General features: G+C 74.9%; 21 protein-coding genes. 10 read left to right on the top strand and 11 right to left on the bottom strand.

Annotation, left to right across the window (positions count from 1 at the left end):
• The first annotated feature begins 59 nt into the window (after window positions 1–59).
• On the top strand, window positions 60–2,132 hold the full coding sequence (locus ACIGW2_RS08375; protein WP_399842076.1) for a discoidin domain-containing protein: 2,073 nt from the start codon (window positions 60–62) through the stop codon (window positions 2,130–2,132).
• A gap of 65 nt (window positions 2,133–2,197) precedes the next feature.
• Here the strand turns inward: ACIGW2_RS08375 and ACIGW2_RS08370 are convergent, their stop codons facing one another.
• Both ACIGW2_RS08370 and ACIGW2_RS08365 read right to left on the bottom strand, forming a co-directional pair.
• Window positions 2,198–4,129, bottom strand: a complete 1,932-nt coding sequence (locus ACIGW2_RS08370; RefSeq protein WP_399842073.1) for a glycoside hydrolase family 5 protein — start codon at window positions 4,127–4,129, stop codon at window positions 2,198–2,200.
• A gap of 25 nt (window positions 4,130–4,154) precedes the next feature.
• Window positions 4,155–5,477 (bottom strand): YncE family protein, encoded by a 1,323-nt coding sequence (locus ACIGW2_RS08365; RefSeq protein WP_391652123.1) that lies wholly within the window; start codon window positions 5,475–5,477, stop codon window positions 4,155–4,157.
• Window positions 5,478–5,829: 352 nt separating this feature from the next.
• Here ACIGW2_RS08365 and ACIGW2_RS08360 point away from each other — a divergent pair, with 352 nt between their 5' ends.
• The 3 genes from ACIGW2_RS08360 (at window position 5,830) to ACIGW2_RS08350 (ending at window position 10,526) form a co-directional block, all read left to right on the top strand.
• Entirely contained in the window at window positions 5,830–6,921 is a 1,092-nt protein-coding gene (locus ACIGW2_RS08360; protein ID WP_391652124.1) for a sensor histidine kinase, read from the top strand.
• Window positions 6,909–7,559: a response regulator transcription factor gene (locus ACIGW2_RS08355; protein WP_399842070.1), complete on the top strand. Its 651-nt coding sequence runs from the start codon at window positions 6,909–6,911 to the stop codon at window positions 7,557–7,559. The genes ACIGW2_RS08360 and ACIGW2_RS08355 overlap by 13 nt, the downstream gene beginning before the upstream one ends.
• Before the next feature lie 105 nt (window positions 7,560–7,664).
• A complete protein-coding gene (locus ACIGW2_RS08350; RefSeq protein ID WP_399842067.1) occupies window positions 7,665–10,526 on the top strand; it encodes an AAA family ATPase in 2,862 nt (953 codons plus the stop codon).
• A gap of 16 nt (window positions 10,527–10,542) precedes the next feature.
• Here ACIGW2_RS08350 and ACIGW2_RS08345 read toward each other — a convergent pair whose 3' ends face one another.
• From ACIGW2_RS08345 to ACIGW2_RS08330, 4 genes are all read right to left on the bottom strand, one after another.
• Window positions 10,543–12,093, bottom strand: coding sequence for an ATP-binding cassette domain-containing protein (locus ACIGW2_RS08345; RefSeq protein ID WP_399842064.1), 1,551 nt, complete (start codon window positions 12,091–12,093; stop codon window positions 10,543–10,545).
• On the bottom strand, window positions 12,090–14,834 hold the full coding sequence (gene lanKC, locus ACIGW2_RS08340; protein WP_391652127.1) for a class III lanthionine synthetase LanKC: 2,745 nt from the start codon (window positions 14,832–14,834) through the stop codon (window positions 12,090–12,092). Before lanKC ends, ACIGW2_RS08345 begins: the two co-directional genes overlap by 4 nt.
• A 148-nt stretch (window positions 14,835–14,982) precedes the next feature.
• Window positions 14,983–15,102: a class III lanthipeptide gene (locus ACIGW2_RS08335; RefSeq protein ID WP_356070950.1), complete on the bottom strand. Its 120-nt coding sequence runs from the start codon at window positions 15,100–15,102 to the stop codon at window positions 14,983–14,985.
• A gap of 210 nt (window positions 15,103–15,312) precedes the next feature.
• Complete coding sequence (locus ACIGW2_RS08330) at window positions 15,313–16,074, bottom strand: HNH endonuclease family protein (RefSeq protein ID WP_391652128.1); 762 nt, start codon at window positions 16,072–16,074, stop codon at window positions 15,313–15,315.
• 223 nt (window positions 16,075–16,297) lie between these two features.
• Between ACIGW2_RS08330 and ACIGW2_RS08325 the strand changes: the two genes are divergently transcribed.
• From ACIGW2_RS08325 to ACIGW2_RS08315, 3 genes are all read left to right on the top strand, one after another.
• On the top strand, window positions 16,298–16,768 hold the full coding sequence (locus tag ACIGW2_RS08325; protein ID WP_391652464.1) for a cation:proton antiporter regulatory subunit: 471 nt from the start codon (window positions 16,298–16,300) through the stop codon (window positions 16,766–16,768).
• A 3-nt stretch (window positions 16,769–16,771) separates the two neighbouring features.
• Window positions 16,772–18,061 carry a cation:proton antiporter gene (locus ACIGW2_RS08320; RefSeq protein WP_399842059.1) on the top strand — a complete coding sequence of 430 codons (1,290 nt, stop codon included), beginning with the start codon at window positions 16,772–16,774 and terminating at the stop codon, window positions 18,059–18,061.
• 181 nt (window positions 18,062–18,242) lie between these two features.
• The gene (locus ACIGW2_RS08315; RefSeq protein WP_399842056.1) at window positions 18,243–18,845 is read left to right on the top strand and encodes a cysteine hydrolase family protein; all 603 of its coding nucleotides are present in this window, start codon (window positions 18,243–18,245) and stop codon (window positions 18,843–18,845) included.
• Window positions 18,846–18,888: 43 nt separating this feature from the next.
• Here the strand turns inward: ACIGW2_RS08315 and lexA are convergent, their stop codons facing one another.
• Both lexA and ACIGW2_RS08305 read right to left on the bottom strand, forming a co-directional pair.
• Window positions 18,889–19,581, bottom strand: a complete 693-nt coding sequence (gene lexA, locus ACIGW2_RS08310; RefSeq protein ID WP_361576292.1) for a transcriptional repressor LexA — start codon at window positions 19,579–19,581, stop codon at window positions 18,889–18,891.
• A gap of 169 nt (window positions 19,582–19,750) precedes the next feature.
• Window positions 19,751–20,371 (bottom strand): L-threonylcarbamoyladenylate synthase, encoded by a 621-nt coding sequence (locus tag ACIGW2_RS08305; protein WP_356070963.1) that lies wholly within the window; start codon window positions 20,369–20,371, stop codon window positions 19,751–19,753.
• A gap of 216 nt (window positions 20,372–20,587) precedes the next feature.
• Here ACIGW2_RS08305 and ACIGW2_RS08300 point away from each other — a divergent pair, with 216 nt between their 5' ends.
• Together ACIGW2_RS08300 and ACIGW2_RS08295 are read left to right on the top strand one after the other, a co-directional pair.
• Window positions 20,588–21,796, top strand: coding sequence for a Glu/Leu/Phe/Val dehydrogenase dimerization domain-containing protein (locus ACIGW2_RS08300; protein ID WP_399842052.1), 1,209 nt, complete (start codon window positions 20,588–20,590; stop codon window positions 21,794–21,796).
• Between the two features lie 133 nt (window positions 21,797–21,929).
• Window positions 21,930–22,547: a TetR/AcrR family transcriptional regulator gene (locus tag ACIGW2_RS08295; RefSeq protein ID WP_361576286.1), complete on the top strand. Its 618-nt coding sequence runs from the start codon at window positions 21,930–21,932 to the stop codon at window positions 22,545–22,547.
• 39 nt (window positions 22,548–22,586) lie between these two features.
• On the opposite strand, the gene ACIGW2_RS08290 is transcribed toward ACIGW2_RS08295, so the two are convergent.
• Entirely contained in the window at window positions 22,587–22,850 is a 264-nt protein-coding gene (locus tag ACIGW2_RS08290) for a hypothetical protein (RefSeq protein ID WP_361576283.1), read from the bottom strand.
• A gap of 74 nt (window positions 22,851–22,924) precedes the next feature.
• The gene (locus ACIGW2_RS08285; protein WP_399842047.1) at window positions 22,925–23,593 is read right to left on the bottom strand and encodes a hypothetical protein; all 669 of its coding nucleotides are present in this window, start codon (window positions 23,591–23,593) and stop codon (window positions 22,925–22,927) included.
• Window positions 23,594–23,764: 171 nt separating this feature from the next.
• Between ACIGW2_RS08285 and ACIGW2_RS08280 the strand changes: the two genes are divergently transcribed.
• Window positions 23,765–24,580 (top strand): VOC family protein, encoded by an 816-nt coding sequence (locus ACIGW2_RS08280; RefSeq protein ID WP_391652133.1) that lies wholly within the window; start codon window positions 23,765–23,767, stop codon window positions 24,578–24,580.
• Between the two features lie 58 nt (window positions 24,581–24,638).
• Here the strand turns inward: ACIGW2_RS08280 and araD are convergent, their stop codons facing one another.
• A complete protein-coding gene (araD, locus tag ACIGW2_RS08275; RefSeq protein ID WP_399842723.1) occupies window positions 24,639–25,370 on the bottom strand; it encodes an L-ribulose-5-phosphate 4-epimerase AraD in 732 nt (243 codons plus the stop codon).
• Window positions 25,371–25,377 lie beyond the last annotated feature (7 nt).

Genomic DNA, 25,377 nt, shown 5'->3' with positions numbered 1-25,377 from the left:
CCAGATACACCCAGGACGGCTCAGCCCGGTATCCCCCATGACCGAAGGCATCGCTGACCATGACTCGACCATCCACACGCGGGGCGGGCGGCCGGTTCGCCCTCGTGGCCCTGTTCATCGCGCTGGCCACGCTCCTCTTCGGCGCCGGTCCGGTGCCCGCCGCCGACGCCGGCGGACCGTGGTGGGAGCCCACCGCCCGGCCGGCCCCCGACTCCCGGCTCAACGTCACCGGCACCCCGTTCACGGGAACGGACGCCGCCGGCAACGTGCGCGGCTTCGTCGACGCGCACAACCACCTGATGTCCAACGAGGGCTTCGGCGGGCGCATGATCTGCGGCCAGACCTTCTCCACCGCCGGTGTCGCCGACGCGCTCAAGGACTGCCCCGAGCACTACCCCGACGGCTCCGGCGCCCTCTTCGAGCACCTCACCGGCGGTGACGACGGCACCCACGACCCGGTCGGCTGGCCCACCTTCAAGGACTGGCCCGCCCACGACTCGCTGAGCCACCAGCAGAACTACTACGCCTGGGTCGAGCGCGCCTGGCGCGGCGGTCAGCGGGTGCTGGTCAACGACCTGGTGACCAACGGTCTGATCTGCTCCCTGCTGCCGCGCGACCGCGGCTGCGACGAGATGGACGCGATCCGGCTGGAGGCCCGCAAGTCCTACGAGCTGCAGGACTACGTGGACCGGATGTACGGCGGCCCCGGCAAGGGCTGGTTCCGCATCGTCACGGACGCGGCGCAGGCCCGCTCGGTGATCCAGCAGGGCAAGCTCGCGGTGGTGCTGGGCGTGGAGACCTCCGAGCCCTTCGGCTGCAAGATGATCCTGGACGTGCCGCAGTGCGGCCAGGCGGACATCGACAAGGGCCTGGACGAGCTGTACGGGCTCGGGGTGCGCAGCATGTTCCTGTGCCACAAGTTCGACAACGCGCTGTGCGGCGTGCGCTTCGACAGCGGCACGACCGGCGTCGCGGTGAACATCGGCCAGTTCCTGTCGACCGGCACCTTCTGGGCGACCGAGCCGTGCGCGGGTCCGCAGCACGACAACCCGATCGGGCTCGCGGCGGCGCCCGCCGCGATGGCCGAGAAGCTGCCGCCGGGGGTGACCGTGCCCTCGTACGCCGCGGACGCCCGGTGCAACACCCGCGGCCTGACCCGGCTCGGGGAGTACGCCCTGAAGGGCATGATGCAGCGCGGGATGATGCTGGAGCTCGACCACATGAGCGTGAAGGCGGCGGGCCGGGCGCTCGACATCCTGGAGGCCGAGGAGTACCCGGGCGTCATCTCCAGCCACAGCTGGATGGACCTGGACTGGACGGAGCGGGTCTACCGCCTGGGCGGCTTCGTCGCCGCGTACATGCACGGCGCCGAGGGCTTCATCGGCGAGGCCGCGCAGAAGGCCGACCTGCGGCGGAAGTACGGCGTCGGCCTCGGCTACGGCACCGACATGAACGGCGTCGGCGGCTGGCCCGGCCCGGTCGGCGAGGGCGCGCCGAACGCGGTGCGGTACCCGTTCAAGAGCTTCGACGGCGGCACCACCCTCGACCGGCAGGTGACGGGCGAGCGCACCTGGGACCTGAACAAGGACGGCGCCGCGCACAACGGCCTGGTGCCCGACTGGGTCGAGCAGATCCGCCTCACGCCGGGCGGCCCGGGCGTCGTGGACGAGCTGGCGAAGGGAGCGGAGTCGTACCTGCGGACCTGGAAGGCGACCGAGCGGCACGAGATGGGCGTCAACCTGGCGGCCGGCGGCCCGACCAGGGCCTCCACCACCCAGTGGTGGAACCCGTTCGTCGACTACTCCCCCGGTCTCGCCACCGACGGCGACACCGGCACCCGCTGGGCCAGCGAGTGGTCGGACGACCAGTGGTGGCAGGTGGACCTCGGCGAGGCCCGCCGGGTCGGCCGGGTCACCCTGGACTGGGAGGCCGCCTACGCGCGGGCCTACCGGATCGAGCTGTCCGACGACGGCACCACCTGGCGCTCCGTGTGGTCCACGGACTCCGGGGACGGCGGCTACGACACCGCCGAGTTCCCCTCGCAGCAGGCGCGTTACGTGCGGGTGTACGGCGAGAAGCGGGGCACCGGCTGGGGCTACTCACTGTACGAGGTGAAGGTCACCCGGTCCTGACCGGCTGACCGCGCGCACGGGAAGGGGCCCGCCGGAGAGCGTCCGGCGGGCCCCTTCCGCGCTGTTCAGAGGGTGCGGCAGAGGAGCGCGTCCGGGGTCTTGCCCTTCAGCCAGGCGCCGGTGAAGGCGAGGCCGGCGACGTACTCGCCGGTGCCGCACTGGCCCTTGTAGGCACCCTCGGCGTACTCGCCGCCGGGGGCGCCCGGGGGCCGGTTGTCGCCGCGGTCGAACCAGAGGGTACGGCCGGCGACCGGCAGGGCGCGGCTCGCCCCGGTGCACAGCAGGGCGGAGACGGCCTGGCCGCGGAGGCTGTAGCCGATCGCGAACTGGCCTCGCGGGCACTGGAGTTTGGTGTAACCGCCGGCCCAGTCGCCCTCCGTCACGTACCGTTCGTCGCGGACCTGTGTGACCGGGCCGGCGGGGGCGGTGAGCCCGTGCGCACCGCTGTCGGTGCACAGACCGCGCCCGTCCCGGTGGGCCAGTCCGATGAGCCGCTGTCCGTCCGGGCAGACGCCCTTGCGGGCGCCCGGGTCCCAGTCGCCGCCGGCCCGGGTGCGCAGGGACTGGACGGCGTCGGCGTGGTCCAGGTTCAGCATGTCCCAGGTGTCGGTCACGGGCACGGGGCCGCTCGCGGCCGGGGCGGTGACCAGGCGCCGCCAGTCGGGGGCGCGCCAGTCGGCGTCGTCGAGGATGCCGGTGCGCCGGCCCTCGGGGTCGTAGTCGAGCAGCTTCCAGTGTCCGTGGCCGGTGAATCCGACGAGCGGCCAGTAGGCGAAGTCGGCGTCCGTGGCGACGAGCTGGTCGACGAAGCGGGTGAACCAGGCGCGGGCCTGGGGGTCGGTCTCGTCGGCGCCGATGCCGAACTCGCTGATCCAGACGGGTGCGGTGTAGTGCCGCGCGGTGTCGGCGGTGACGAAGAAGGCCTGGCGGTTCAGGGTGGCGACGAGCTCCTCGGGGGAGAGCTCCTGGTAGCGCAGGTCGTGGGTCTCGCCCAGGCCGGTGGCGCCGGTGTGGTTCGGCCCGGTGTAGCCGTAGAAGTGGGCCGAGTAGACCAGCTTGTCGGAGGCGACCAGGGTGTGCGAGAGGGTGCGGGCGGGTTCCAGGGTGGGGCGCCAGTGGAAGAAGCCGTCGGCGGGGATGCCCTGCCAGTTGATGCCCTCGACGATGACGAGCAGGTCGGGGTCGGCCTCGGTCAGGAGCCGGTCGCCGAGGCGCTGGGTGGCGGTCCACCAGTCGTGGGCGTCGCCCAGGCCCCAGTTGGCGTCGTCGGTGACGGTGCGGCGGACCTCGTTGTAGAGGTCGGCGCCGACGACCCGCTGGTTGTCCCGGTAGCGCCGGGCGAGGAAGAGCCAGTCGGCCTCCCACTGGGCGGTGGACTGGCTGGTGTTCCAGCGTTCGTTGCCGTCGAGGCCGCAGCACCAGCGGGAGGTGTTGGTGTGGTTGTTGAGGATGACGGCGAAGCCCTCGGCGGTGGCGGCGGCGATCACCGCGTCGAAGACCTGGAGCGGGGTGCGGCCGCGCAGGGCGGGATTGGCGGCGACGGCGGCGTCCGGGACCGGCCGGGTGTCGTGGAGCATCTCGTTGGAGAAGGGCAGACGGAGGCTGTTGAGGCCGAGGGCATGGAAGTCGGCCAGAATTCCGGCGAGGGGTTTGCGGTCGAGTCCGAGGGGAAGCTGGTCGGACTTCTCGGCGTCGTGGTGGTTCGCGGGGTCGGTGCTGTCGCCGGAGCCGGTCCAGGAGCCCTGGGCGCCGTGCCAGTTGCCGGACCTGAGCTTGAAGCGGTTGCCGCGGGCGTCCACGACGTAGCGGCCGCGGGTGCTCAGCGGGGGCTGCCAGCTGTCGGCGAGGGCCTGGCCGGCCGCGCTGACGCCGTCCGTGGCGGTCGCCGGGGCGGACACGGCGGCGGACGCGGGAGCGGGCTCGGCGGCGGGGGCGGCCGGTGCTCCGGTAGCCAGGAGGGCCGCGGCGAGCGCGGCCCCCAGGAGGGTTCTCTTCACGGTGTCCTTCGGGTCGGGAGGGAGGTCAGGGGGTGGTGGGGCCGGTCCAGTCGGCGGGCACCCGGGCGAGCCGGACCCGCTGAGGGTGGTCGCCGACCTGCACGGAGGCGACCCGCTGCCCGGTGCCGAAGTCGATGGCGCTGACCCGGTCGGCGCCGCTCTCGGAGACCACGCAGGAGCGTCCGTCACCGCTGACGGTGGCCCAGTAGGGCTTGGCGGTCTCGACCAGCGGGCCCTCCTGGAGGGTGGCGCGGTCGACGACGGTGGTGTAGTCGTCCATGGTCCCGGCGACGCACAGCTTGCGCCCGTCGGGGCTCATCGACAGGCCGTGGTGACGGGAGTCGTTGACCCAGGTGGTGCGGTCGGGGTCGGTGGCCGGGTTGCCGGGCAGGGTCTTCAGCCGGGTGATCCGGTCGGTGGCGACGTCGTACTCGAGGAAGCCGTTGAAGAAGGAGACCTGGAAGTAGATCTTCCGCTCGTCCGGGGTGAAGACGAGCGGGCGCACGGCGTCGGAGAGGTCGCCGCGGCCGAAGGCGTCGAGCCGTTCGCGCATGTCGACCACGCGGACGGTGCGGAAGGTGGTGGCGTCCACCACGGTGATCCGGCGGTCGCCCTTGGTCCAGTCGAGCCAGGGCGCGTCGAGGGCGGTGGTGACCTCGCCGATGGACATGTTCCACAGCAGTCCGTCGGAGGTGAAGACGTTCTCGTGGGGCTTGTCGCCGGTCTTGAAGGAGCCGAGCTGCCGGCCGGTGACGACGTCGAGGACGTGCACGGTGTTCGCGGTGGAGGCGGACACCGCGACCCGGGTGCCGTCGGGCGAGACCGCCATGTGGTCGGAGCGGTAACCAGCCACGGGGAAGCGCCAGTTGACGCGGCCGGTGCGCAGGTCGACGGAGACCACGTCGGCGAAGCTGGGCCGGGAGACCACCATGGCGGAGCCGTCGGGGGTGGCGTACATGTCGTCGACGAACTGGTCGTGGCCCTCGCCCGGCCCGTTGCGCACGCCGAGGAAGAAGGCGAGCTTGATCGGATCGAGGGAGATCTCGCGCATCCGCTCCTCGCGGTCCGGTATCACGTTCACCCGGCCGATCCGGCGGAACTCGCCCCGGGACTCGATGACATCGGCGGTGCCGTCCCAGTTGTTGCCGACGAACATCACCTCGCGCAGCCCCTCTGAGGCGGCCGCGGGCGCGGGGCTCGCGGCGGCCGGGGCGGCGGTGGCGCCGGAGCCCGCGACGGCGGCGAGCAGGGCGAGCGCGGCGGCGAGGGAGCCGCCGAGACGCCGGCGGGCCCGGCCGCGCGGGGACCCGGGGCGGGGCTGGGGGCGGGGCTCACGGGGAGAGGGCATGGGGGTTCCTTCTTCCGGCTCCGGACAGGCATTACCCGCGGTAAGTGATGCGGACCTCCCGAGGGAAGCACGGACCCGGCGCGCTCAACAAGCCCTCGGAAGCCCCCTATTACCCCCGAGTACGGGCCGCCGCCACACCGCGCGCACAGCGCCTTCACACCGTCTGCGAAACGGCTGGTAGCGGCCCTGCCGACGGCTCCCCGCTCGGGCACAATGCGGGGCGACGGGGGCAGTCGGGCACGGTGGTACGGGAGGCACGGTCTTGCCGGAGTGGTCCTTATCGACAGGGTGGCGGCGCGCGCTGCGCAGACCGGAGGGCGTCGGCTCGGCGCTCCAGCGCGCCCGGTCCTTCATGATGCTCACCACCCTGCTCTACCGGGCGAGCCATCTGACCGTCGGCGTGCTCGCCGTCGCCCAGCGCCGGGACGGGCACCCCCTCCCGTACCTGGGCATCGCCGCCGCCCTCGGGCTCAGCGTCCTCACCTACGGCGGCGGACTGCGCCGCGGCTGGTTCGACCCGCGGCACGTGCGGGCCGACGTCCTGGTCACCGGCTGCCTGCTGCCGCTCGCGCTCTACGCCTGGGGCGGGGTCCGGCAGACCCCGGCGATCGGCTGGGCGATGCTGCTGGGCGGCTCGGCCAGCGCCGTCGCCGCCGTGGCCCTCCCCCGCGTCGAGGCCCTGACCGGTCTCGCCCTCCTCGTCGCGACCCACCTCGCCGGCTACCACCTGGTCGGCGCCGGCCGCGCGGTCCTCGGCGGACACCTCAACTCGCTGCTCTCCTCGGCCGCGATGGCCTGGGTGATGTGGTGGTACCTGCGCCGGCAGGGCCGGCTCCTGGACGAGGCCAACGCCCGGGCGCTCGCCGCCGAGACGCAGAAGGCGCGCTACGCCGAGCGGCTCGACCACCACCGCGCACTGCACGACACCGTGCTCGCCACCCTCACCACCCTGGCGGCCGGCGGCGTCGACGCCAACGCCCCCGAGGTGCGCGAACGCTGCGCCCGCGAGGCCGCCTATCTGCGGCGGCTCGTGCAGCAGACCGCCGAGGAGGTCCACCACCCGGGCCTGGGCGCCGCCCTGGAGGAGGCGGCCGGCTCCGTGGAGAGCCTCGGGCTGCGGATCACCGCGCAGTACCACCGGCTGCCCGAGGTGCCGCCGGCCGTCGCCGGCGCCTTCGCCGACGCCGCCCGCGAGGCCCTCAACAACGTGCGCCGGCACGCCGGCACCGGCCGGGCCTGGCTCACCGCGACCGGCGAGACCGAGGGCCCCGGGGCCGTGGTCACCGTGGTCGACCGCGGCCCCGGCTTCGACCCGGCCGCGCACGTGCCCGGCTTCGGGCTGCGCGGCTCGATCCAGAGCCGGATGAGCGAGGTCGGCGGCCTGGCCGTGGTCGACACCGCACCGGGCGAGGGCGTACGGGTGGAGCTGCGATGGCCGGCGTGATCCGGGTGGCCGTGGTCGACGACGACCGGATGCTGCTCGACGGCATGCGGTCCTGGCTCAGCGGCGCGCCCGGCATCGAGGTGGTCGCCACGGTGTCCACCGTGGACGGACTCCTGGCCCGGCAGGCCGCGTCCGGCGCCGCGCCCCCGGACATCGTGCTGCTCGACCTGCTGCTGCGCGACGGCTCCACGCCCACCGACAACATCCGGCGGCTGCTCGCCACCGGCACCCGGGTCCTGGTGATCAGCACGGTGCCCGACCGCACCCGGATCATCGAGTCCGTGCGGGCCGGCGCCGACGGCTATCTGACCAAGGACAACGACCTGCCCACCCTGGTCGCCGCCGTCCGGGACATCGTCGCCGGGCACGGCGCCCACTCCCCCGAACTCGCCTTCGCCTGCGCCCACGACAGCAGTCCCTCCCGGCCGAGCCTCTCGCCCCGCGAGCGCCAGATCCTGCTCGACTACGCGTCGGGCATGACGCTCAAGTCCGCCGCCCGGCGCGCCGGGATCACCGTGCACACCGCGAAGGACTACCTCGACCGGGTCAAGGCCAAGTACCGCCAGGCCGGCCGCCCCGCCTACACCAAGATCGACCTGGCCCGGCGGGTCCGCGAGGACAGCCTCGACGCCGGCTGACCCCCGGCACAAGCCCCCCAAACGGACGGCTGCAGGGGGCACCGCCGCCCTTCCTATCGTCGTGCCCGGCACGCCGCCGCCGGGCGGCCCGAGGGGAGGGCGCAGATGACGGAGCCGCACGCCTGTACCGATCCGGGACCCGGCGGACTCGTGGGCCGGGGCGAGGGGTCGAGCCGCGTCGCCCGGGCCCTCGGGGAGGCCCGCTCGGGGCGGGGCGCGGCGGTGTTCGTCAGCGGCGAACCGGGCGTGGGGAGGACCCGGTTCGCGGCGGCGGCCGTCGCCGCGGCGCGGGCGGCGGGGATGGGCGCGGCCCACGGGCGGACGGGGACCGTGGGCCCGGCCGTCCCCTACCGCCCGCTGGCCCAGGCGCTGCTCGCGCTGGCCCGGACCGAGGGGCTGCCCGCGACGGGGGGACCGGGCGGCCACGGGCGGATCCTCGCCCGGCTCGTCGGGGGAAGGAGCGGCGTGCCGCCCCTGGTGGCGGCCGAGGCGGTCCTCCGCACCGTCGCCTCGGCCGCCGACCGGCGGGGCTTCCTGCTGGTCCTGGACGACCTCCACGAGGCCGATCCGGGCACCCTGGCCGTGGTCGACCACCTGCTCGACCACCTGCCGTCCCTGCCGGTGGTGCTCCTCGCCACCGTCTCGCCCGGTCCCGGCCCGGTGGCGGCCCTCGCCGCCCGCGCCCGGCACCGGATCGACCTCGCGCCGCTGGGCCCGGAGGACGTGCGGCGCCTCGCGGCAGCCGAGCACGGATCGGCCGCGCTGCCGCCGGAGCTGCTGCGCCGGGTGCTCGCCGAGTCGGCCGGACTGCCCTTCCTCGTCCGGGAACTGGTCCGCGCGTACGAGCCCGGGGGCGACGCGGCGGCGGTGCCGGAGGCGGTCGCGGCCGATGTGCGCCGGCGGGCCGGGCGGTTGGGGCCGGACGCCGGGCGACTCCTCGGGGCGGCCGCCCTGTTCGGCGAGCGGTTCGGAGTGCCGGAGGTGGCGCGCGCCGCGGGCGCCGAGGAGGCGGTGACGGCCGGGCTGCTGCGGGCGGCGGCCGAGGCACACCTGGTGGTGCCGGACCCGGAGGACCCCGGCGCGTACGTCTTCCGGCATCCCCTCGCGGCCCGGGTGCTGGGGGCGGAGCTGTCCCCGGCCGACCGGCTGCGGGCCGCCCGGCGGGCGGTGCGGGCGGTGGCCGAGCTGCACCCGGGGCTGCCCGGGCCCTGGTGCGCCCGGGCGGCCCGGCTGCACGAGCGCGCCGGCGACCCGGCGGGGGCGCTGCGGCGGTACGCGGAGGCGGCGCGGCGGGCCGTCGCCGAGGGCGACCCGGACCGGGCGCTCGCGCTGCTCACCACCGCGCACGGGCTGCTGTCCCCGGCCGTTCCGGCCGAGTTGCGGGCCCGGTGCCGGGAGGGGCTGCTGGACGCGGTGCTGCTGACCGGCCGGGTGGCCGGTCTCCCGGCGGACGCGTTGGAGCTGCCGGGCGACGGGCACGGACTTCCGGCGGCCCGGCGGGCCGGGCTGCACGCCCGGATCGCCCAGGTGCACGCCCTGGCGGGCCGGCCCGAGGAGGCGCTGCGCCGTCTCGACCTGGCGCGCTGGACGCTGGGCACGGCGGACGACCGGGCCGCCACCGCCCTGGTCGAGCTGGCCGCCGCGCGCGTCGAACCGGCCCGGCTCGCGCCCGAGCGGCTGCGCACCGCCACCGCGGCCGCGCGCCGGGCGGTGGACGCCGGGCACGCCGCGGGGCTGCCGGGGCTCACCGGGTGGGCGCTGCTGGCGCTCGGGCGGCTCACCCAGGACGCGGACGGGCAGGGTGCGGCGGAACGGTTCTCCCGGGCGCGGGCACTGGCCTCGGCCGAGCCGGGGGATCCGGCGCTGCGGATCGCGGCCGAGGGCTGTCTGGCGCGGTTCGCGATGCGGCGGGACGGGCTGACGGCGGCCGTGGAGGAGACCCGGCGGGCGGCGGAGCGCGCGGGGCTCGCCCCGCAGGCGCACGAGACGGGGTTCGCGCTGGCGCTCGACGCGGTGCGCCGCGGGCGGTCCGGTCCGGCCGCGGAGCTGATCCGGGACGGGGAGCGGGACGCGGCCCACCGGGGCATGGGCCGGGCGGTGGCGCTGTGGCGGCTCGCGGAGGCGGTGCGGGTCGCGCACCGGGGGCGCCCGGAGGAGCTGCGGGAGGCGCTGGGGCGGCTCGGGCCGGTGCTGGACGCGGCGCCGGGGCTGCGGGCGATGGAGTTCGGGCTCGCGCGCGGCTTCTGCTCGCTGCTCCAGGAGGACCACGAGGCGGCCGAGCGGGAGTTCGCGCAGGCCCTCGCGTACGACGCGGAGAACCCGGTGGCGTGCGACTTCGGCCGGCACGGGGTGGCGCTGCTGTGCGGGGTGCTCGCCGGGCGGGCGGGCCGGCGCCACCACGACCTGGCCCTCGCCGCGGGCGCGGCGGCGGCCCGCTGGAACCGCCCGTTCGCCGGGCTCGCCGACGCGGTGCTGCTCGGCCGCGAGGGCCGGGCGGCCGAGGCGACGGCGGCGGCCGGGGCGGCGCTGGTCGCGGCGGCCCCGTATCCGCTGGCGGGGCGGCTCGGCATGCGGCTGGTGGCGCCCGTCGCGTACGAGGACGGCTGGGGCGCGCCGGCGGAGTGGGCGCGGGAGGCCGAGGAGTTCTTCCACGCGACCGGCCTGCCGGCGGTGGCCGGTGCCTGCCGGGGCCTGCTGCGCGCGATGGGCGTCCCGGTGCGGCAGCGGCGCTCGGGCACGGACCGGGTGCCGGCGCCGCTGCGCCGGTGCGGGATCACGGTGCGGGAGTTCGAGGTGGCCCGGCTGCTCGCGGAGCGCTTCGGCAACCGGGACATCGCGGGCCGGCTGCACATCTCGCCGCGCACGGTGGAGAAGCACGTGTCGAGCCTCCTGCAGAAGACCGGGCACCCGAACCGGGCGGCGTTCGCGTCGGCCGCCCGGGACCTGGTGACGGGCTCGGCTCCGTGAGGCCGCTTCCGGCCGGTCAGGCCGAGCGGGTGCCGGCCCGTTCCTGGGCCGGTGCCCCGGCCCGTACGACCCGGTCGAAGGTGGTGTCGACGGCCTCGTCCCCGTGGTGGACGACGAGCAGGGCGCGGCCCGCGGTGCGCTCGTGGAGGAGCTTCAGGGCGCGGGCGCGGCTGTGGTCGTCGAGGTTGGCGAAGGGTTCGTCGGCGAGGTAGGCCTCGGCGTCCTCGGACAGCAGGGCGCCGAGGCCGGCGCGTTGGCGCTGCCCGGAGGAGAGGTCGGCGGGCAGCCGGTCGGCGAGCGCGTCGAGGTCGAGGGCGGTGCGCAGGCCGGGGTCGGGGACGAGTTCGCGGACCGGCAGCGGGGGCAGTTCGACGGGGGCGGTGAGGGCGGCGACCCGGGCGGGCCGGGTGACCTGGCCGGAGTCGGCGGCGAGGGTGCCGGCCAGGACGTGCAGCAGGGTGGTCTTGCCGCAGCCGTTGGGGCCGCGCAGGAGCAGGTGCTCGCCGGGCCGCTGGACGAGCTCGGGCAGGGCGAGCGGGGCCGGGCGCTCGTCCCCCTCGCCGTACCGGACGCGGGCCTCGTGCACCCGGATGAGCGGGTCCTCCTGGTGGCCGGGGGCGGGCGGGGTGGCGCGCAGGGCCTCGACGCGGAGCAGGACGGCGGTGCTGCGGCGGGTCTGCGGGATCATGTTGACCAGGTCGAAGATGCCGGTGACCGCCCGCCACAGGGAGTTGACGAAGGCGAGGAAGCTGCCGAAGGACATCCGGCCGGAGAAGACGAAGAAGGCGCCGATGACCATGGACGCGGTGTCGGACAGGTTCATCACCAGGTCGCTGAGGGTGCGTTGGCGCTGGGTCAGCCGGTGGTTGGCGTAGGTGATGCCGAGGAAGCCGCCGAGCGCCTCGCGGTTGGCGGACCGGGTGCCGGGCAGCAGGGCGGGCAGTCCGCGCAGGGCGTGGAAGGCGGCGAGGGTGCGGGTGAGGACGTGGACGTAGTGCGCCTCGGCCTCGCGCTCGGCGTCGGTGTTGCGGGCGATGCGCCGGGCGAGCCGGTTGCTGGCGAGGACCAGCGGCGGCACGATCACCAGGAGGACCAGGCTGGCCTGCCAGGAGAGGTAGAGCAGGACGCCGAGGAAGACGGCGGAGGCGACGGCCTGGCGGGCGATGCGCAGGGCGACGTCGACGGCCGGCAGGACGCCCTCGCGCACGTCGTTGTGGATGCGGCTGACGTACGAGGCGCTGCCCGGCCCGGCGATCCTGCGGCCGTCCGACTCCAGGGTGCGGGCGAGGAGTTCCGTCTCCAGGGCGAGGACGAAGCCGTTCTCGAAGCGCTTGCGCCACAGGGTGGCGCCGTAGCCGGCCAGGTTGAGGCCGAGGCCGAGGGCGAGGTAGCAGCCGCCGAGGAGCAGGAAGCGCCGGAAGTCGGCGGTGAGGATGGCCTGGTCGAACAGGGCCTTGAGGAGCAGCGGGTGCACCAGGGCCTCGGTGCCGCCGGTGAGCGCCTCGGCGGCGAGGAGGGCGGTGAAGGGGCCGCGGTGCCCGCGCAGGGTGTGCCAGAGCTGGTTCACCGGGCCACCTCGTCCAGGAGGAAGTCGGCGGGGCCGCCGTGCCGGACCCGGTGCAGGACGCGCAGCACGCCGGCCGAGCCGGTGAGGTAGTCGGTGGCGCAGCGCAGCAGCCCCTCGCCGGGGACGCCGAGCGGGGCGGGTCCGGCGGGGTCGCGCGGGATGTTGAAGCGCGGCTCGGGTTCGAAGAGGAACACCTGGCGGACGACGTCGAGTTGGCGCAGCGCGGTGGCGCGGTGGGTGGGGTCGCCGGTGTAGGCGGCGGCGTCGAGCAGGGCGTCGGCGATGCCGCTCATGCCGAAGGAGTAGCCGGGCAGGACGGAGTGGCCGACGTCGAGGCCGCGCAGCACGGTCCGGGCGGCGTCCAGGTCGCCGTACCGCAGCAGCACCCGCAGCACTCCGGCGGAGCCCACCTCCAGATAGGGCTCCATGGTGCCCTCGTGCTCGAACATGAGCGGGCCGCCGGCGTCGTCGAGGGGCCGGGCGTGGGCCATCTCGTGGTCGAGGGCGGCCCGGCCGAGCCGCAGGTGCCGTTCCTCGCCGGTGACCTGGTGCATGCGCAGCAGGAAGAGGGCGGGGCCGGCCTGGCCGAAGCCGAGGCCGGTGAGCGGCGTGCCGGGCGAGGACGGGCTGAGCCAGTGGGCGCGGGGGCCGTCCCACCGGGCGGTGGCGTGCAGGGCCTCGGCGCAGGCGCGGGCGGCGGCGAGGTGGGTCGGTCCGGAGCCGTGCAGGTGGAAGCGGAGGTTGGTGAGGCCGAGTCCGGCGAGGCCGTAGTAGTAGGTGGGGTCGGCGTTCTCGTGGCCGGCGGCGCGGACCCGTGCGTTGGCCTGGTCGAGCAGGTCGCGCGCCTCGGCGTGCAGGCCGAGGGTGTCGGCGGCCCAGGCGATGCCGGCGAGGCCGTTCATCAGCCCGTCGGCGTAGGCCCGGTGGTCGATTCCGGCCAGTTTCTCGCGCAGCCAGGCGCGCCACTCGGGCCGCACCTGGTGTCCGGAGGCGTGCAGGGCCCACAGCACGCCGCTCGCCCCGAAGCCGAGGCTGAGCGGGTTGGTGACGTGGGCGAAGGGGTCGGTCGGGAAGAGGGTGGCGCGGCCGGTGTCGGCGGCGGCGGTGATGAAGGCGGCGACGCCGTCGGCGGCCGCGGCGAGCGGGGCCGGGTCGACGGTACGGGGCGCGGGGGCGCGCACCTGGTCGATCAGGGCCTCGGGGTCGGCGAGGGCGTCGAGGACCTCGGGCAGCCCGATCCGGGCGGCGGCCAGCTCGGTGATGAGGGTGTGCAGGGAGCGGGGCCAGCCGAGGGAGTCCAGGTACAGCCGGTAGCTGTCGAGGACGTTCTCGCGCAGATAGGACATGGCCGCGACCGGGAAGACGAAGTAGGCCATGGTCGTGGCGAGGGCGAAGAGGTCGCCCTCGTAGCCGAAGGTCCGGTAGATGTGCCGGGACAGGCTGAAGCCCGGGGTGAACAGCTCGACGGGCTGGGCGAGGCCGTGCTTGGCGGCGTCGGTGCCCTGGTCGGGGGCGTTGGCGTCGGCGTCCGGGGCGTCCTCGGCGAGCCGGCAGGCCTCCAGGTCGACCACGGTCACCTCGTGGGTGTCGGGGTCGATGAGGAGGTTGGCGGCGGTGAGGTCGCCGAGCACGACGTGCCGCTCGTGGGCGGCCGCGACGGCGTGGGCGAGGCTGCGGAAGACGGTGAGGAAGATCCGCAGGAAGTCCTTGGACTGCTCGACGTCGAAGCCGGGGCGGGCCAGCGGGTTGCGCTCCAGGAGCACCGAGCGGATGTCGGAGCCCTCGACGAAGGACTCGGCGATGTAGTGGTGTTCCCAGTGCGTGAAGGCGGCGACGGGGGCGGGGAAGCGGCCGGTGCCGGCGAGGCGGTTGAGGAAGGTCCACTCGCGGGCGAGGATGTCGACGGCGTCGTGGTCCCGGCGCGGGTTGGGGTTGGTGTGCGGGCGGGCCTCCTTGAGGACCACCTTGCGGTCGCCGTCGGCGGTGTCCTCGGCGGTGTAGACGCCGCCGCTGTTGGAGAACTGGATGGCGCCGGTCACCCGGAAGCGCCCGCCGAGCAGTCCGTCGCCCGGGTCGTCGTCCTCGTGGTCCTGGGGCTTCCAGTCGTCGAAGGGCCACGGCACCCACGCGGGGTGGGCCCGGCCGGGACGCCGGTCGTCGGGTACGGGAGTGCCGTCGGGCCCGGTGATGTGCGGGACGCGGCGGCCGAGGACGTCGACGGTGTGGGTGTCGAGGAACTGTCCGTACCGGAAGTAGAGCGCCTTGCAGTCCTTGTAGCGCAGGTCGGACAGGATGTACGGGCCCTCGGCGCCGTCGAGGAGGCGGGCGAGGCCGGCGAGGCAGTCGCGGAAGCGCTGCTCGTCGCGGGGGTAGACGGTGACGAGTTTGCCGCCGCTGCCGCGTGCCATGCCCTTGGAGTTGAGCATCTCGAAGATGTTGAGGTCGAGCGCGATCTTGAAGTCGTGCCCGTGGGAGGTGAGGTAGCCGATCACGGTCGCGGCGATCTCGCGCACGTTGCGGTGGTCCGCCGAGACGTGGATCTTCCATCCCTGGGCGGGCAGTTCGGGGTCGTGGCGGTGGCTCCACCAGATGCCGCTGCGGACGAAGCGGTCCCGGGTCGGCCGGTCCAGGCCGGCGAGGAAGTGGTCCTCGCGCGGGACGTAGTCGACGTCGAGGGGATCGAAGAACAGCGTGTCGTTCCAGGCGAAGAGGAACCGGTTGACCCATCGTTCGTTGCGCATCTCAGCCTCAGCTCAGCCTCTGCGTTCGTCCGGAGGCCGCCGCCCGCCGACGGCCGGGAAGGACCGGGAGTGATCGGGGTGGACCGTGGGGCGCGGGGTCCGCGCGGGGGTGCCCCGTGCACCCCCGCGCGGACCGCCGGCCGCTGGGTCAGGAGGCCTCGGGCTTGGTGGAGCAGCAGGTGCTGCTGGAGCTGGTGAGGCTGACCACGGCGGCGCTGTTGGTGGCGGCGGTGGCCTCGAGGTTCTGGAGCTTGAGAACGCTGCTCATGAGGTTCGTCTCCTTCGTGGCGGGTGCGCCTGGGCGCACACGGTGGGTGGTGTCCGTACCGGCCGGCCGTTCGGCATGCGCCAGTCAACGCCATCCGCCGCACCCGCACATGGGAGTTCCGCCCCCATAATCCGGCGGCCCCCGTCCCCCGCGAATGGTGGGGGACGGGGGCCGTGGTCCGGTTCGGCCGGGTGGGGGGCCGGGTTTCCGTCAGGAGCGGCAGGTGTCCAGCATGGTGGCGAGTTCGGCCTTCTCCGCGCGGGTGACGGTGAGGCCGTAGGTGGCCTTCACCGAGGTCCAGGCCCGGGCGTAGACGCACCAGTAGCCGCGGGAGGGCGGCTGCCACTCGTCCGGGCCCTGGTCTCCCTTGGAGCGGTTGGTCACGGCGGACACCGCGAGGAGCTGGGGGTGGGTGAGGTCGTTGGCGAAGGCCCGGCGCTTCTCCTGGGTCCAGGCGCTCGCGCCGGAGCGCCAGGCGTTGGCGAGCGGCACCATGTGGTCGATGTCGAGGCCGGAGGCCTTGGTGACGGTCTTTCCGTCGTAGACGCTGAACCAGGTGCCGGAGACGGCGCGGCACTGGGAGTCGCGGCGGACGCCGGTGCCGTCGCGTTCGAGGACGGTCTCGCGGGTGTTGCAGTTCTCGCCCTGTTCGGCCCAGTGCGGGAACTTGTCGCGGTCGTATCCGGTCATCGAGCCCCGGGGCGCGACCTTGAGCGCGGCGAGCCGGGCGCGGGCCTCTGCGGCGCCCGGCAGCCCGGGGAGGGTGCCGGCGTCGGCGCCCGCGCCGCCGGGTGCGCCGCCGGGCCGCTCCGTGCCGCCGCCGTGGCCGGGGGTGGCGGTGGCCGTTCCCTTGGCGTCCCGGCCGGGGCCGCCGCCGGGGCCGTCCTGGGCGGCGCAGCCCGTGACGGTGCCGAGCAGCAGCGCCGCCGCGGCCGCCAATGCCGATATGTGCCTGTGCTTCTGACGCCCCATGAGCCGAATCGTTCCCTCCGGTTGCCGCTGGTACGCGCGGCAGCGTACCGGTTCGTCCCGATCCCGGCCGCGGATGCCCCTGCTCGTGACCTTTGGCCGCCGATCGACCCTTTTGTCGCCTGGGTAAAGTAATTACCAAGACGCCCGTGTCCCCGGACGCCTTCCTTCCGCGTGCCCGCTTCCCGTCCCCCTGCGAGGAGTTCCCCCCGTGACCGCGACCCGCATGAGCCGCACCCCGCTGCCCGGCATCGGCGTCCGCTACGACCTGACGACCCGTGAGGACCGGCGGCTCTCCGTGGTCGCCGGCCGCGATGGCAGCCGGACCCTCAGCGCCTACCACCGGGACGACCCCGACGAATGCTCCTTGTCGGTCCGGCTGACCGCCGCCGAGTCGGAGGCCCTCATCGACGCCCTGATGCCCGCGCACCACAGCCCCAGCCTGCTCTCCACCACCGACCTCGGCCTGGTCGCCGAGCGGATCGAACTGTCCTCCGGCTCCCACTGGAACGGCCGCCACCTCGGCGACACCCGGATGCGGACCGAGACCGGCGTCTCCATCGTGGCCGTGCTGCGCCGCGCCGACGCCATCCCCTCCCCCGGCCCCGACTTCCGCCTCGCCGGGGGCGACACCCTCATCGTGATCGGCACCCGCGAAGGGGTCGACGCCGCCGCCCTGATACTCGAAAGGGAGTGATCCATGCACTCGTCCGCCGTCTTCCTCATCGAGTTCGGAGCGATCATCCTCGGTCTCGGCCTCCTCGGCCGGATCGCCGGACGGCTGAAGTTCTCCCCGATCCCCCTCTATCTGCTCGCCGGCCTCGCCTTCGGCGAGGGCGGGCTGCTCCCGCTCGGCGCCAGCGAGGAGTTCGTCGCCATCGGCGCCGAGATCGGCGTCATCCTGCTCCTGCTGATGCTGGGCCTGGAGTACACCGCGACGGACCTGGTCACCAATCTGAAGACGCAGTACCCCGCCGGACTCGTCGACGCCGCCCTCAACGCCCTGCCCGGCGCCGCCATGGCACTGCTGCTCGGCTGGGGCCCGGTCGCGGCCGTGGTGCTCGCCGGCGTCACCTGGATCTCCTCCTCGGGCGTCATCGCCAAGGTGCTCGGCGACCTCGGCCGGCTCGGCAACCGCGAGACGCCGGTGGTGCTCAGCATCCTGGTCCTCGAGGACCTGGCCATGGCCGTCTACCTGCCGATCGTCACCGCCCTGCTCGCCGGCGTCGGGCTGGCGGCCGGCAGCGTGACGCTGGCGATCGCGCTGGGCGTGGCCGGGCTCGTGCTGTTCCTCGCGCTCCGTTACGGACGCCTGATCTCCCGCTTCGTCTCCAGCGACGACCCGGAGAAGCTGCTCCTCGTGGTGCTCGGTCTGACCCTGCTCGTCGCGGGCGTCGCCCAGCAGCTCCAGGTGTCCGCCGCCGTCGGCGCGTTCCTGGTCGGCATCGCGCTGTCCGGCGAGGTCGCGGAGGGCGCGCACCATCTGCTGAGCCCGTTGCGGGACCTGTTCGCCGCGGTGTTCTTCGTGTTCTTCGGGCTCCACACCAATCCGGCGAGCATCCCGCCGGTGCTGCTGCCGGCGCTCGCGCTGGCCGTCGTCACGGCCGGTACGAAGATCGCCACCGGGTACTGGGCGGCCCGCCGGGCCGGGATCTCCGCGCGCGGGCGCTGGCGGGCGGGCGGCACCCTGGTGGCGCGCGGCGAGTTCTCCATCGTCATCGCGGGACTCGCGGTCACGGCGGGCATCGAGCCCTCGCTCGGGCCGCTGGCCACCGCGTACGTGCTGATCCTGGTCGTCCTGGGCCCGCTGACGGCCCGCTGGACCGAGCCGCTCGCCACCCGCCTCACCGGCCTGCGCCGGCGGCGCTCGCCGGCGGCCGGAACGTCCGCGGCGGTGGCGGCCGGGTCCGGTGCCGTGGAGGCCCATGGAGGCGGCCCGCAGGAGGAGCGGCTCGACCCGGTCGGCGAGGGCGCGGCCGGGGGCCGCTGAGCACGCTCGGGCCGCACGAACCCCGCCCCCTCGGCGGCGATGTCCGGATCTGCAACTCGGATGACATTGCCGCCATCGGGGCGGGGTTCGTAGCGTGGAGGCACAGTCACCGGGCCGCGTGCGCGGCCCCGTTCACGACTGGACCACAGCCTCCGTCCACGACCCTGAGAAGGGGATCGCCATGTCCGCCACCACGCCGTCCACCACCCTGCGCGAGCTCAGCGGCTTCGAGCAGGCGCCGGCCTCGCTGGCCGGTTCGACCCTGGTCCTCGTCGACTACCAGAACACCTACACCCGGGGCGTGATGGAGCTGGAGGGCTGGGAGGCGGCGCTCGACGCCGCCGAGGAGCTGCTGGGGAAGGCCCGGGCCGCCGGCGCGAAGGTCGTCCACGTCGTCAACGACGGCGGCGAGGGCACCCCGTACGACATCCGGGCTGAGATCGGGCGGATCCACCCGCGCGTGGCGCCGGTGGAGGGCGAGCCGGTCGTGGTGAAGACCGCCCCGGACGCCTTCGTCGGCACCGAGCTGGGCGAGCTGCTCGACGCGGCCGGCCACCAGGACGTGGTGATCGCCGGCTTCATGACCCACATGTGCGTGGCCTTCACGACCGCCGGCGCCTTCCTGCGCGGCAACCGCCCGACGGTCGTCGCCGCCGCCTGCGCCACCCGGGCGCTGCCCGCCCCGGAGGGCACGGTCCCGGCCGAGCAGCTGCACCTGGGCGCGCTGGCCACCATCGGCGACCTGTACGGCGTGGTGGTGCCGGACACCGCGGCGCTGGGCTGAGCCCCGCGCCGGCGCCGGCACGGGGCGGGCGGCGCGTGGGGCCTCAGAGGCGGCGCAGGACGGAGACCACCTTGCCGAGGACGACCGCCTCGTCGCCGGGGATCGGCTCGTAGTCGGGATTGGCCGGCTTGAGCCAGACGTGCGGGCCCTCGTGGGCGAGGCGCTTCACGGTGGCCTCGCCGTCCAGCATGGCGGCCACGATGTCCCCGTCGTCGGCGGTGTCCTGGGCGCGCACGACCACCACGTCGCCGTCCTCGATGTGCGCGTCGCGCATGGAGTCGCCGACGACGGTCACGGCGAACAGCCGGCCCGCGCCGACCACCTGGGCGGGCAGCACCAGGGTGTCCTCGACCATCTCCTCGGCGGTGATCGGCACACCGGCCGCGATGCGTCCGACCAGCGGCACGGTCACCGCCTGGCGCTCGCCCTCCTGCTCCAGGCGGCGCTCGCGGGCGCCCTCGGCCGACTCGTCCTCGGGCCGCTCGGCGATCACATAGGCGCGGGGCCGCTGTGGGTCCTGCCGTAGGAAGCCCTTCTTCTCCAGGGCCCGGATCTGGTGCGAGACGCTGGAGGTGCTGAGCAGGCCGGCGCCGGCGGCGATCTCCCGCATGGAGGGCGGGAAGCCGTGCCGCCGGGTGTGGGTGCGGATGATGTCGAGGATCTGCTGCTGGCGCTGGGTCAGCCCGTCGTGGTTGATCCGGGTGCCCGGCGGCCGGCCGGCACGGGGTCTGCCCATGGTCGGCCTCCGTTCTTCCGTGTCGCCGGCGCCTGCCGCGGCGCCTTGTCGGCTTGTCGTCCTGTCGATCCACTGGTCCTGTCAGGGCACACTAACCCGCCCCACCGACATCGCAGCAGGTCGGGTGGCCCCGGAGGGCGGACCGGGGGCGTACGGGCACCCGGTCCGGTCACTCGAAGCGGGACGGGTCGCCCGCGCCGCGCCGGACGATCTCGGGCTCGCCGCCGGAGAAGTCGACGACCGTCGTCGGCTCGGTGCCGCAGTCGCCGGAGTCCACGACCGCGTCGACGAGGTGGTCGAGGCGGTCCTTGATCTCCCAGCCCTGGGTCAGCGGCTCGTCCTCGTCGGGCAGCAGGAGGGTGCTCGACAGCAGGGGTTCGCCGAGTTCGGCGAGCAGGGCGCGGGCCACGGGGTGGTCCGGGATGCGGACGCCGACCGTCTTCTTCTTGGGGTGCAGCAGGCGGCGCGGGACCTCGCGGGTGGCCGGCAGGATGAAGGTGTAGTTGCCGGGGGTCGCCGACTTCACCGCGCGGAAGACGTTGTTGTCGACCTGGACGAACTGCCCGAGCTGGGCGAAGTTCTCGCAGACCAGGGTGAAGTGGTGCCGGTCGTCGAGCTTGCGGATCGCCTTGATCCGCTCGACGCCCTCGTGGTTGTCGATCCGGCAGCCCAGCGCGAAGCAGGAGTCGGTCGGATAGGCGATGAGGGCTCCGGCCCGGAGGCTCTCGACCACGGTGCCGATGGTGCGCGGCTGCGGGGACTGCGGGTGCACGTCGAAGTACTTGGCCATTTTCCGACCCTAAGGGATGTGCGGCGACCGCGTCCGCGCCCCGCCTCGCGCCCCCGTACCGCCCCGGCGCCCCGGGCCCGCGCCGCGCGCCTCCCGGAAGGGCCGCTCCAGGGACGTTGACAGTGCCGGACACCCTTCCGATACTGACTGACGGTTCAGTCAGTATCGTGCCCTGCCGTACCCGCCCGGAGGCACCGTGTCCGAGGAGTCCCCCCGATGCCCCCTGTGAATCCCCCCGCCTCCGCCTCCCCCGCGCCGCTGGTGTCGGTCAGCTGGACCGACCACGTGACCGGCCGCCAAGGCCATCTGGTCATCGACCGCCTGGTGCGCGGGGTGGCGAGCGGCGGGCTGCGGATGCGGGCCGGCTGCACGCTCGACGAGGTGGCCGGACTCGCCCGCGGGATGACGATGAAGGAGGCCCTGCACTACGACCCGAGCGCGCGGTACGTGCCGCTGGGCGGCGCCAAGGGCGGCATCGACTGCGACCCGCGCGACCCCGAGGCGTACGGCGTCCTGGTGCGCTATCTGCGCGCGATGCGCCCGTACGTCGAGCGGTTCTGGACCACCGGCGAGGACCTGGGGCTCACCCAGGACCTGGTGGACCGGGCGGTCGCGGAGGCCGGACTGACGTCCTCGGTGCAGGCGGTGTACCCGCTGCTCGACGACGAGGCGGAGGCGCGGCGGCGGCTCGCCGACGCGTTCGCGGTCGAGGTCGACGGCATCGGCCTGGACGAGCTGGCGGGCGGCTGCGGGGTCGCCGAGTCGGTGCTGACCGCCCTCGACCGGGCGGGCGTGCCGCACGCCGGCACCCGGGTCGCGGTGCAGGGCTTCGGCACCATGGGCGGCGCGACGGCCCGCTTCCTGGCCCGGGCCGGGCTGCGGGTGGTGGCCGTGGCCGACGTGAAGGGCACCGTCGCGAACGCCGAGGGCCTGGACGTGGAGGCGCTGCTCGCCGCGCGGGACGCGTACGGCACGGTGGACCGCTCGGCGCTGCGGCCCGGCGACCTCGAACTGGCCGGCGACGCCTGGCTGTCGGCGGACGCGGACGTGCTGGTGCCGGCCGCCGTCTCGTACGCGGTCGACGCGGGGAACCAGGCCCGGATCACGGCCCGCTGGGTGGTCGAGGCGGCCAACATGCCGGTGCTGCCGGAGGCCGAGGAGCTGCTGGCCGCGCGCGGCATCGCGGTGCTGCCGGACGTGGTGGTCAACTCGGCCACCAACGCCTGGTGGTGGTGGACGCTGTTCGGCGACATCGGCGCCGACCCGGACGAGGCCTTCGCGCACATCCGGCGCTCGATGCGGGCGCTGGTCGAGCAGGTGCTGACCCGGGCCGAGCGGGACGGGACCACGGCGCGGGTGGCGGCGCACCGGCTGGTCGCCGACCGGCTGCCGGTGATCTCCGAGCGCTTCGGCTGGTACGCGTGAGTCCGGCCGCCCCGTTCGGCCGGCGGTCGCCGTCGCGGCCGGCTCGCCGGGGTGACGGGTGACGGGTGGGGCTGTGAGCCCCGCCACAGCGCACTCCCGAGGGGGCTGCCGGGCCTGTGTATAGGGTGAGGCCGTGGCCAGAGTCCGGTTGAGCGTGGAGGAGCGGCGCGCGGAGATCCTGCGCGTCGCCGTGGAACAGATCGGGGCCCGCGGCGTCGGCAACGTGCGCATCGCGGACGTCGCCCAGGAGCTCGGCGTCAGCAGCTCCCTGGTGCTCTACCACTTCTCCACGAAGGAACTCCTCGTCGCCGAGGCCTTCGCGCACGCCGCCCGCGGCGACCTCGCCCGGCTCCGCGAACTCCTCGGCGCGCGCGGCAGCGCCACCCGCCGGCTGCGCTCGGCCGTGCGCTGGTACGCGCCGACCGGGCAGGCCAAGGGCTGGCGGCTGTGGATCGAGGGCTGGGCGGCGGCGCTGCGCGAGCCGGTGCTCCGCGACGTCACCCATGACCTCGACCGGCAGTGGAAGGCCGCGATCGCCGAGGTGATCACCGAGGGCGTCGCCGCCGGCGAGTTCCGCTGCGAGCGCCCCGAGGACGCCGCCTGGCGGCTCACCGCCCTGCTCGACGGGCTCGCCGTGCAGATGACCTCGTACGCTGGACCGCTCTCCCGGACCACCATGCTGGAGTGGGTGGACGAGGCGCTGGTGCGCGAACTGGGCATCGACCGCGAACGCCTGCGTTCCGCCCGCTGAACCGGCGGCGCCCGGCGGGCGCCGCCGCGGCGCGCGCGGCTACCTTCCGGTCACCCGGATCCGCAGCTCGTACGGGGCGCCGCTGCTGATCGCCCGGGCCTGGTCCAGCAGATCGGCCGCGGTGAAGCCGAGCAGCGCCCGCTCGGCCGCCTCTCTCAGGAGCGGCACGATCACCTCGACCGGCCGTCCCCGGTAGGAGTCGGCGAGCCCGGCGAAGGCCTCCTGGTACGGCACGGCGTATCCGCTGCGGCTGTCCGCGAGCAGATGGTCGAGCCGCCGCCGGTCCACACTGATCTCACCCATGCCCGCTCCCTCGCTCCGGGGGTCCGGCCCCTGCCGGACCCGTCTCCCTTGACGGTACGAGGGGGGTCTGACAGTCAGCCGAGGGCGGCGTCCCCGGCCCGGACCGTGCCGTCCCAGCGCCAGCTCGTGCGCCGCGGGTGGCCGGGCAGCTCCGTGCGGCCGGTCGCCCAGAGCAGGGTGGGCCAGGGCGGCGTGCCGGCCGGAGCCTCCGGGAAGAGGCGGGCCAGGGCGCGGGCGCAGGGCCCGGCGGGCGGCTCCCAGGCCAGGCCGTGGCCGGCGGCGAGGTCGTGGGTGTGCACCAGGGTCTCCACCAGGCCCATCGCGGCGAAGCCCACGGGGTCGGACACCCCGTAGGGGTGGTAGGCGCGGGTCTCCGGGGCGGCGGTGCGGACCATGGCGACGAGCAGCGCGCCACAGGCCTCCAGGACCTGGAGCAGACCGGCGGGGCCGGCGGAGCGGTCGGCATGGACGGCGTTGGCGGGCCCGCCGGGACGCCGGGCCTCCCAGACGAACGGCACCTCGCCGTCCGTCGGCGGTGCGGCGGGGCCCAGTTGCACGGCGTAGGCGAACAGGTCGTCGGCCAGGTGCTCGACCGTCTCCCAGCAGTTCCACTCCAGGCTCCCGGCCCTGCCCTCCCAGGCGGACTCGGGCGCCTCCCGGAGCGTGCTGACGGCGAGCCGTACGACCTGGTGGAGGTCGTCGGCGGCGAGCTGCGCGGCGCCTGTGGCGGTGGTGGCGGACATGCCGGGACCGTATCGCGCCGGGTCACCCGTGCGCCCGCCCTTTCCCGGCGGCCGGGCGGCGGCTGTCAGTGCCGGGTGTCAGGCTGTCGGGTGGTACGGAATCCACCCGTGGGGACCCCGTGCGCCCGCCGGTCGCGGCTCGCGCGCCGGGCCCCGTGAAAGGCAAGGGCCATGATCACCACTGACTTCGATCCCGGCACCCCCTGCTGGCTCGACCTGGGCGCGCCGGACGTGGGCGCCGCCGCGGCCTTCTACGGCGCCGTCCTCGGCTGGGACTACGAGCCGATGGGGGGCGGCGAGGACGACGGCGAGATGGAGGGCGGCGTCTTCCGGAAGGACGGCAGGACCGTCGCCGGGCTGGGCAAGCTCACCGAGGCGGGGGCCCGCTCCGCCTGGATGATCTACTACACGGTCACCGACGCCGCCGCGACCACCGTGGCCGTCGAGCGTGCCGGCGGCACGGTGCGGGTGCCGCCGCGGGACCTCGGCGAGTGGGGCCGGATGGCCCAGTACAGCGACCCGCTCGGCGGGCAGTTCGCGGTCTGGCAGCCGGGGGCCACCACGGGCGTCGAGCTGGTGGACGAGCCGGGCTCGCTGAACTGGACCGAGCTGTACACGAGCGACGCCGCCGCGGCGAAGGAGTTCTACGGGACCGTCCTCGGCTGGACCTTCGGTGACATGCCGCTCCCGGGCGGCGGCGGTGAGGGCACGTACACCCTCATCACGCCGGCCGGGCTGCCCGAGGAGCGGATGCAGGGCGGTCTGATGCAGGTGTCGAAGGAGGACCTCGCCCTGACCGGCGGACGCCCGTACTGGCACCCGGTGTTCGCGGTCGAGGACTGCGACGCGGCGGTCGCCGCCGTCACCGCCAACGGCGGCACGGTCCAGATGGGCCCGGAGGACGCGGAGGGCGTGGGCCGGCTCGCCGTGTGTCTGGACCCGTCGAACGCGGACTTCGTCGTCCTGGCCCCGGGCGGGCAGAACTGACGCCCACGGCGGGGCTCCCGCGCCGGCCCGCCCCGGAGAGGCGGGCCGGCGCGGGGGCTCACCGGGCCGGCGGGTTGCCGTAGTAGGCGTCCGGGCCGTGCTTGCGGGTGTAGTGGCGGTCCAGGAGGTGCCGCGGGGGGTCCACCGGGCCCAGGGCGAGGGTGTGCAGGGCCATCTCCGCGACCGCCTCGCAGATGACGGCGTGCTCCAGGGAGGCGGTGGCGTCGGCGCCCCAGGTGAAGGGGCCGTGATGGGCGACCAGGGCGCCGGGGACCTCCCGGGCCCGGGTGTCGTCGCGGTCCAGCAGGTCCACGATGACCTGGCCGGTGTTGTACTCGTAGTCCGCGGCGCACTGTTCGGCGGTGAGCGGCGCGGTGACGGGCACGGGGCCGTTGAAGGTGTCGGCGTGGGTGGTGCCGAGCACCGGGATCGGGCGCCGGGCCTGGGCGAAGGCGACGGCGTGGGTGGAGTGGGTGTGGGTCACGCCGCCGATGGAGGGGAAGGCGAGGTAGAGGCTGCGGTGCGTCTCCGTGTCGGTGGAGGGGCGCAGCCGGCCCTCCACGACGCTTCCGTCGGCCAGCGAGACGACGACCAGGTCCTCCTCGCGCAGGTCCTCGTAGGCCACTCCGGAGGGCTTGATCACGAAGACGCCGGCCTGCCGGTCCACCCCGCTGACATTGCCCCAGGTGAGGGTGGCGAGTCCGGCCCGCGGGATGCGGAGGTTGGCTTCGAGGACCTCGCGGCGCAGCTCCTGCGACACGGCCGAGGGCGAGGGCCGGGGGGCGGGCATGTTCACG

Source organism: Streptomyces sp. NPDC053541, assembly GCF_044544705.1.
Lineage (GTDB): Bacteria > Actinomycetota > Actinomycetes > Streptomycetales > Streptomycetaceae > Streptomyces.
Note: the sequence above shows the minus strand (reverse complement) of the source record. Positions and strands in the feature narration are given on the sequence as shown.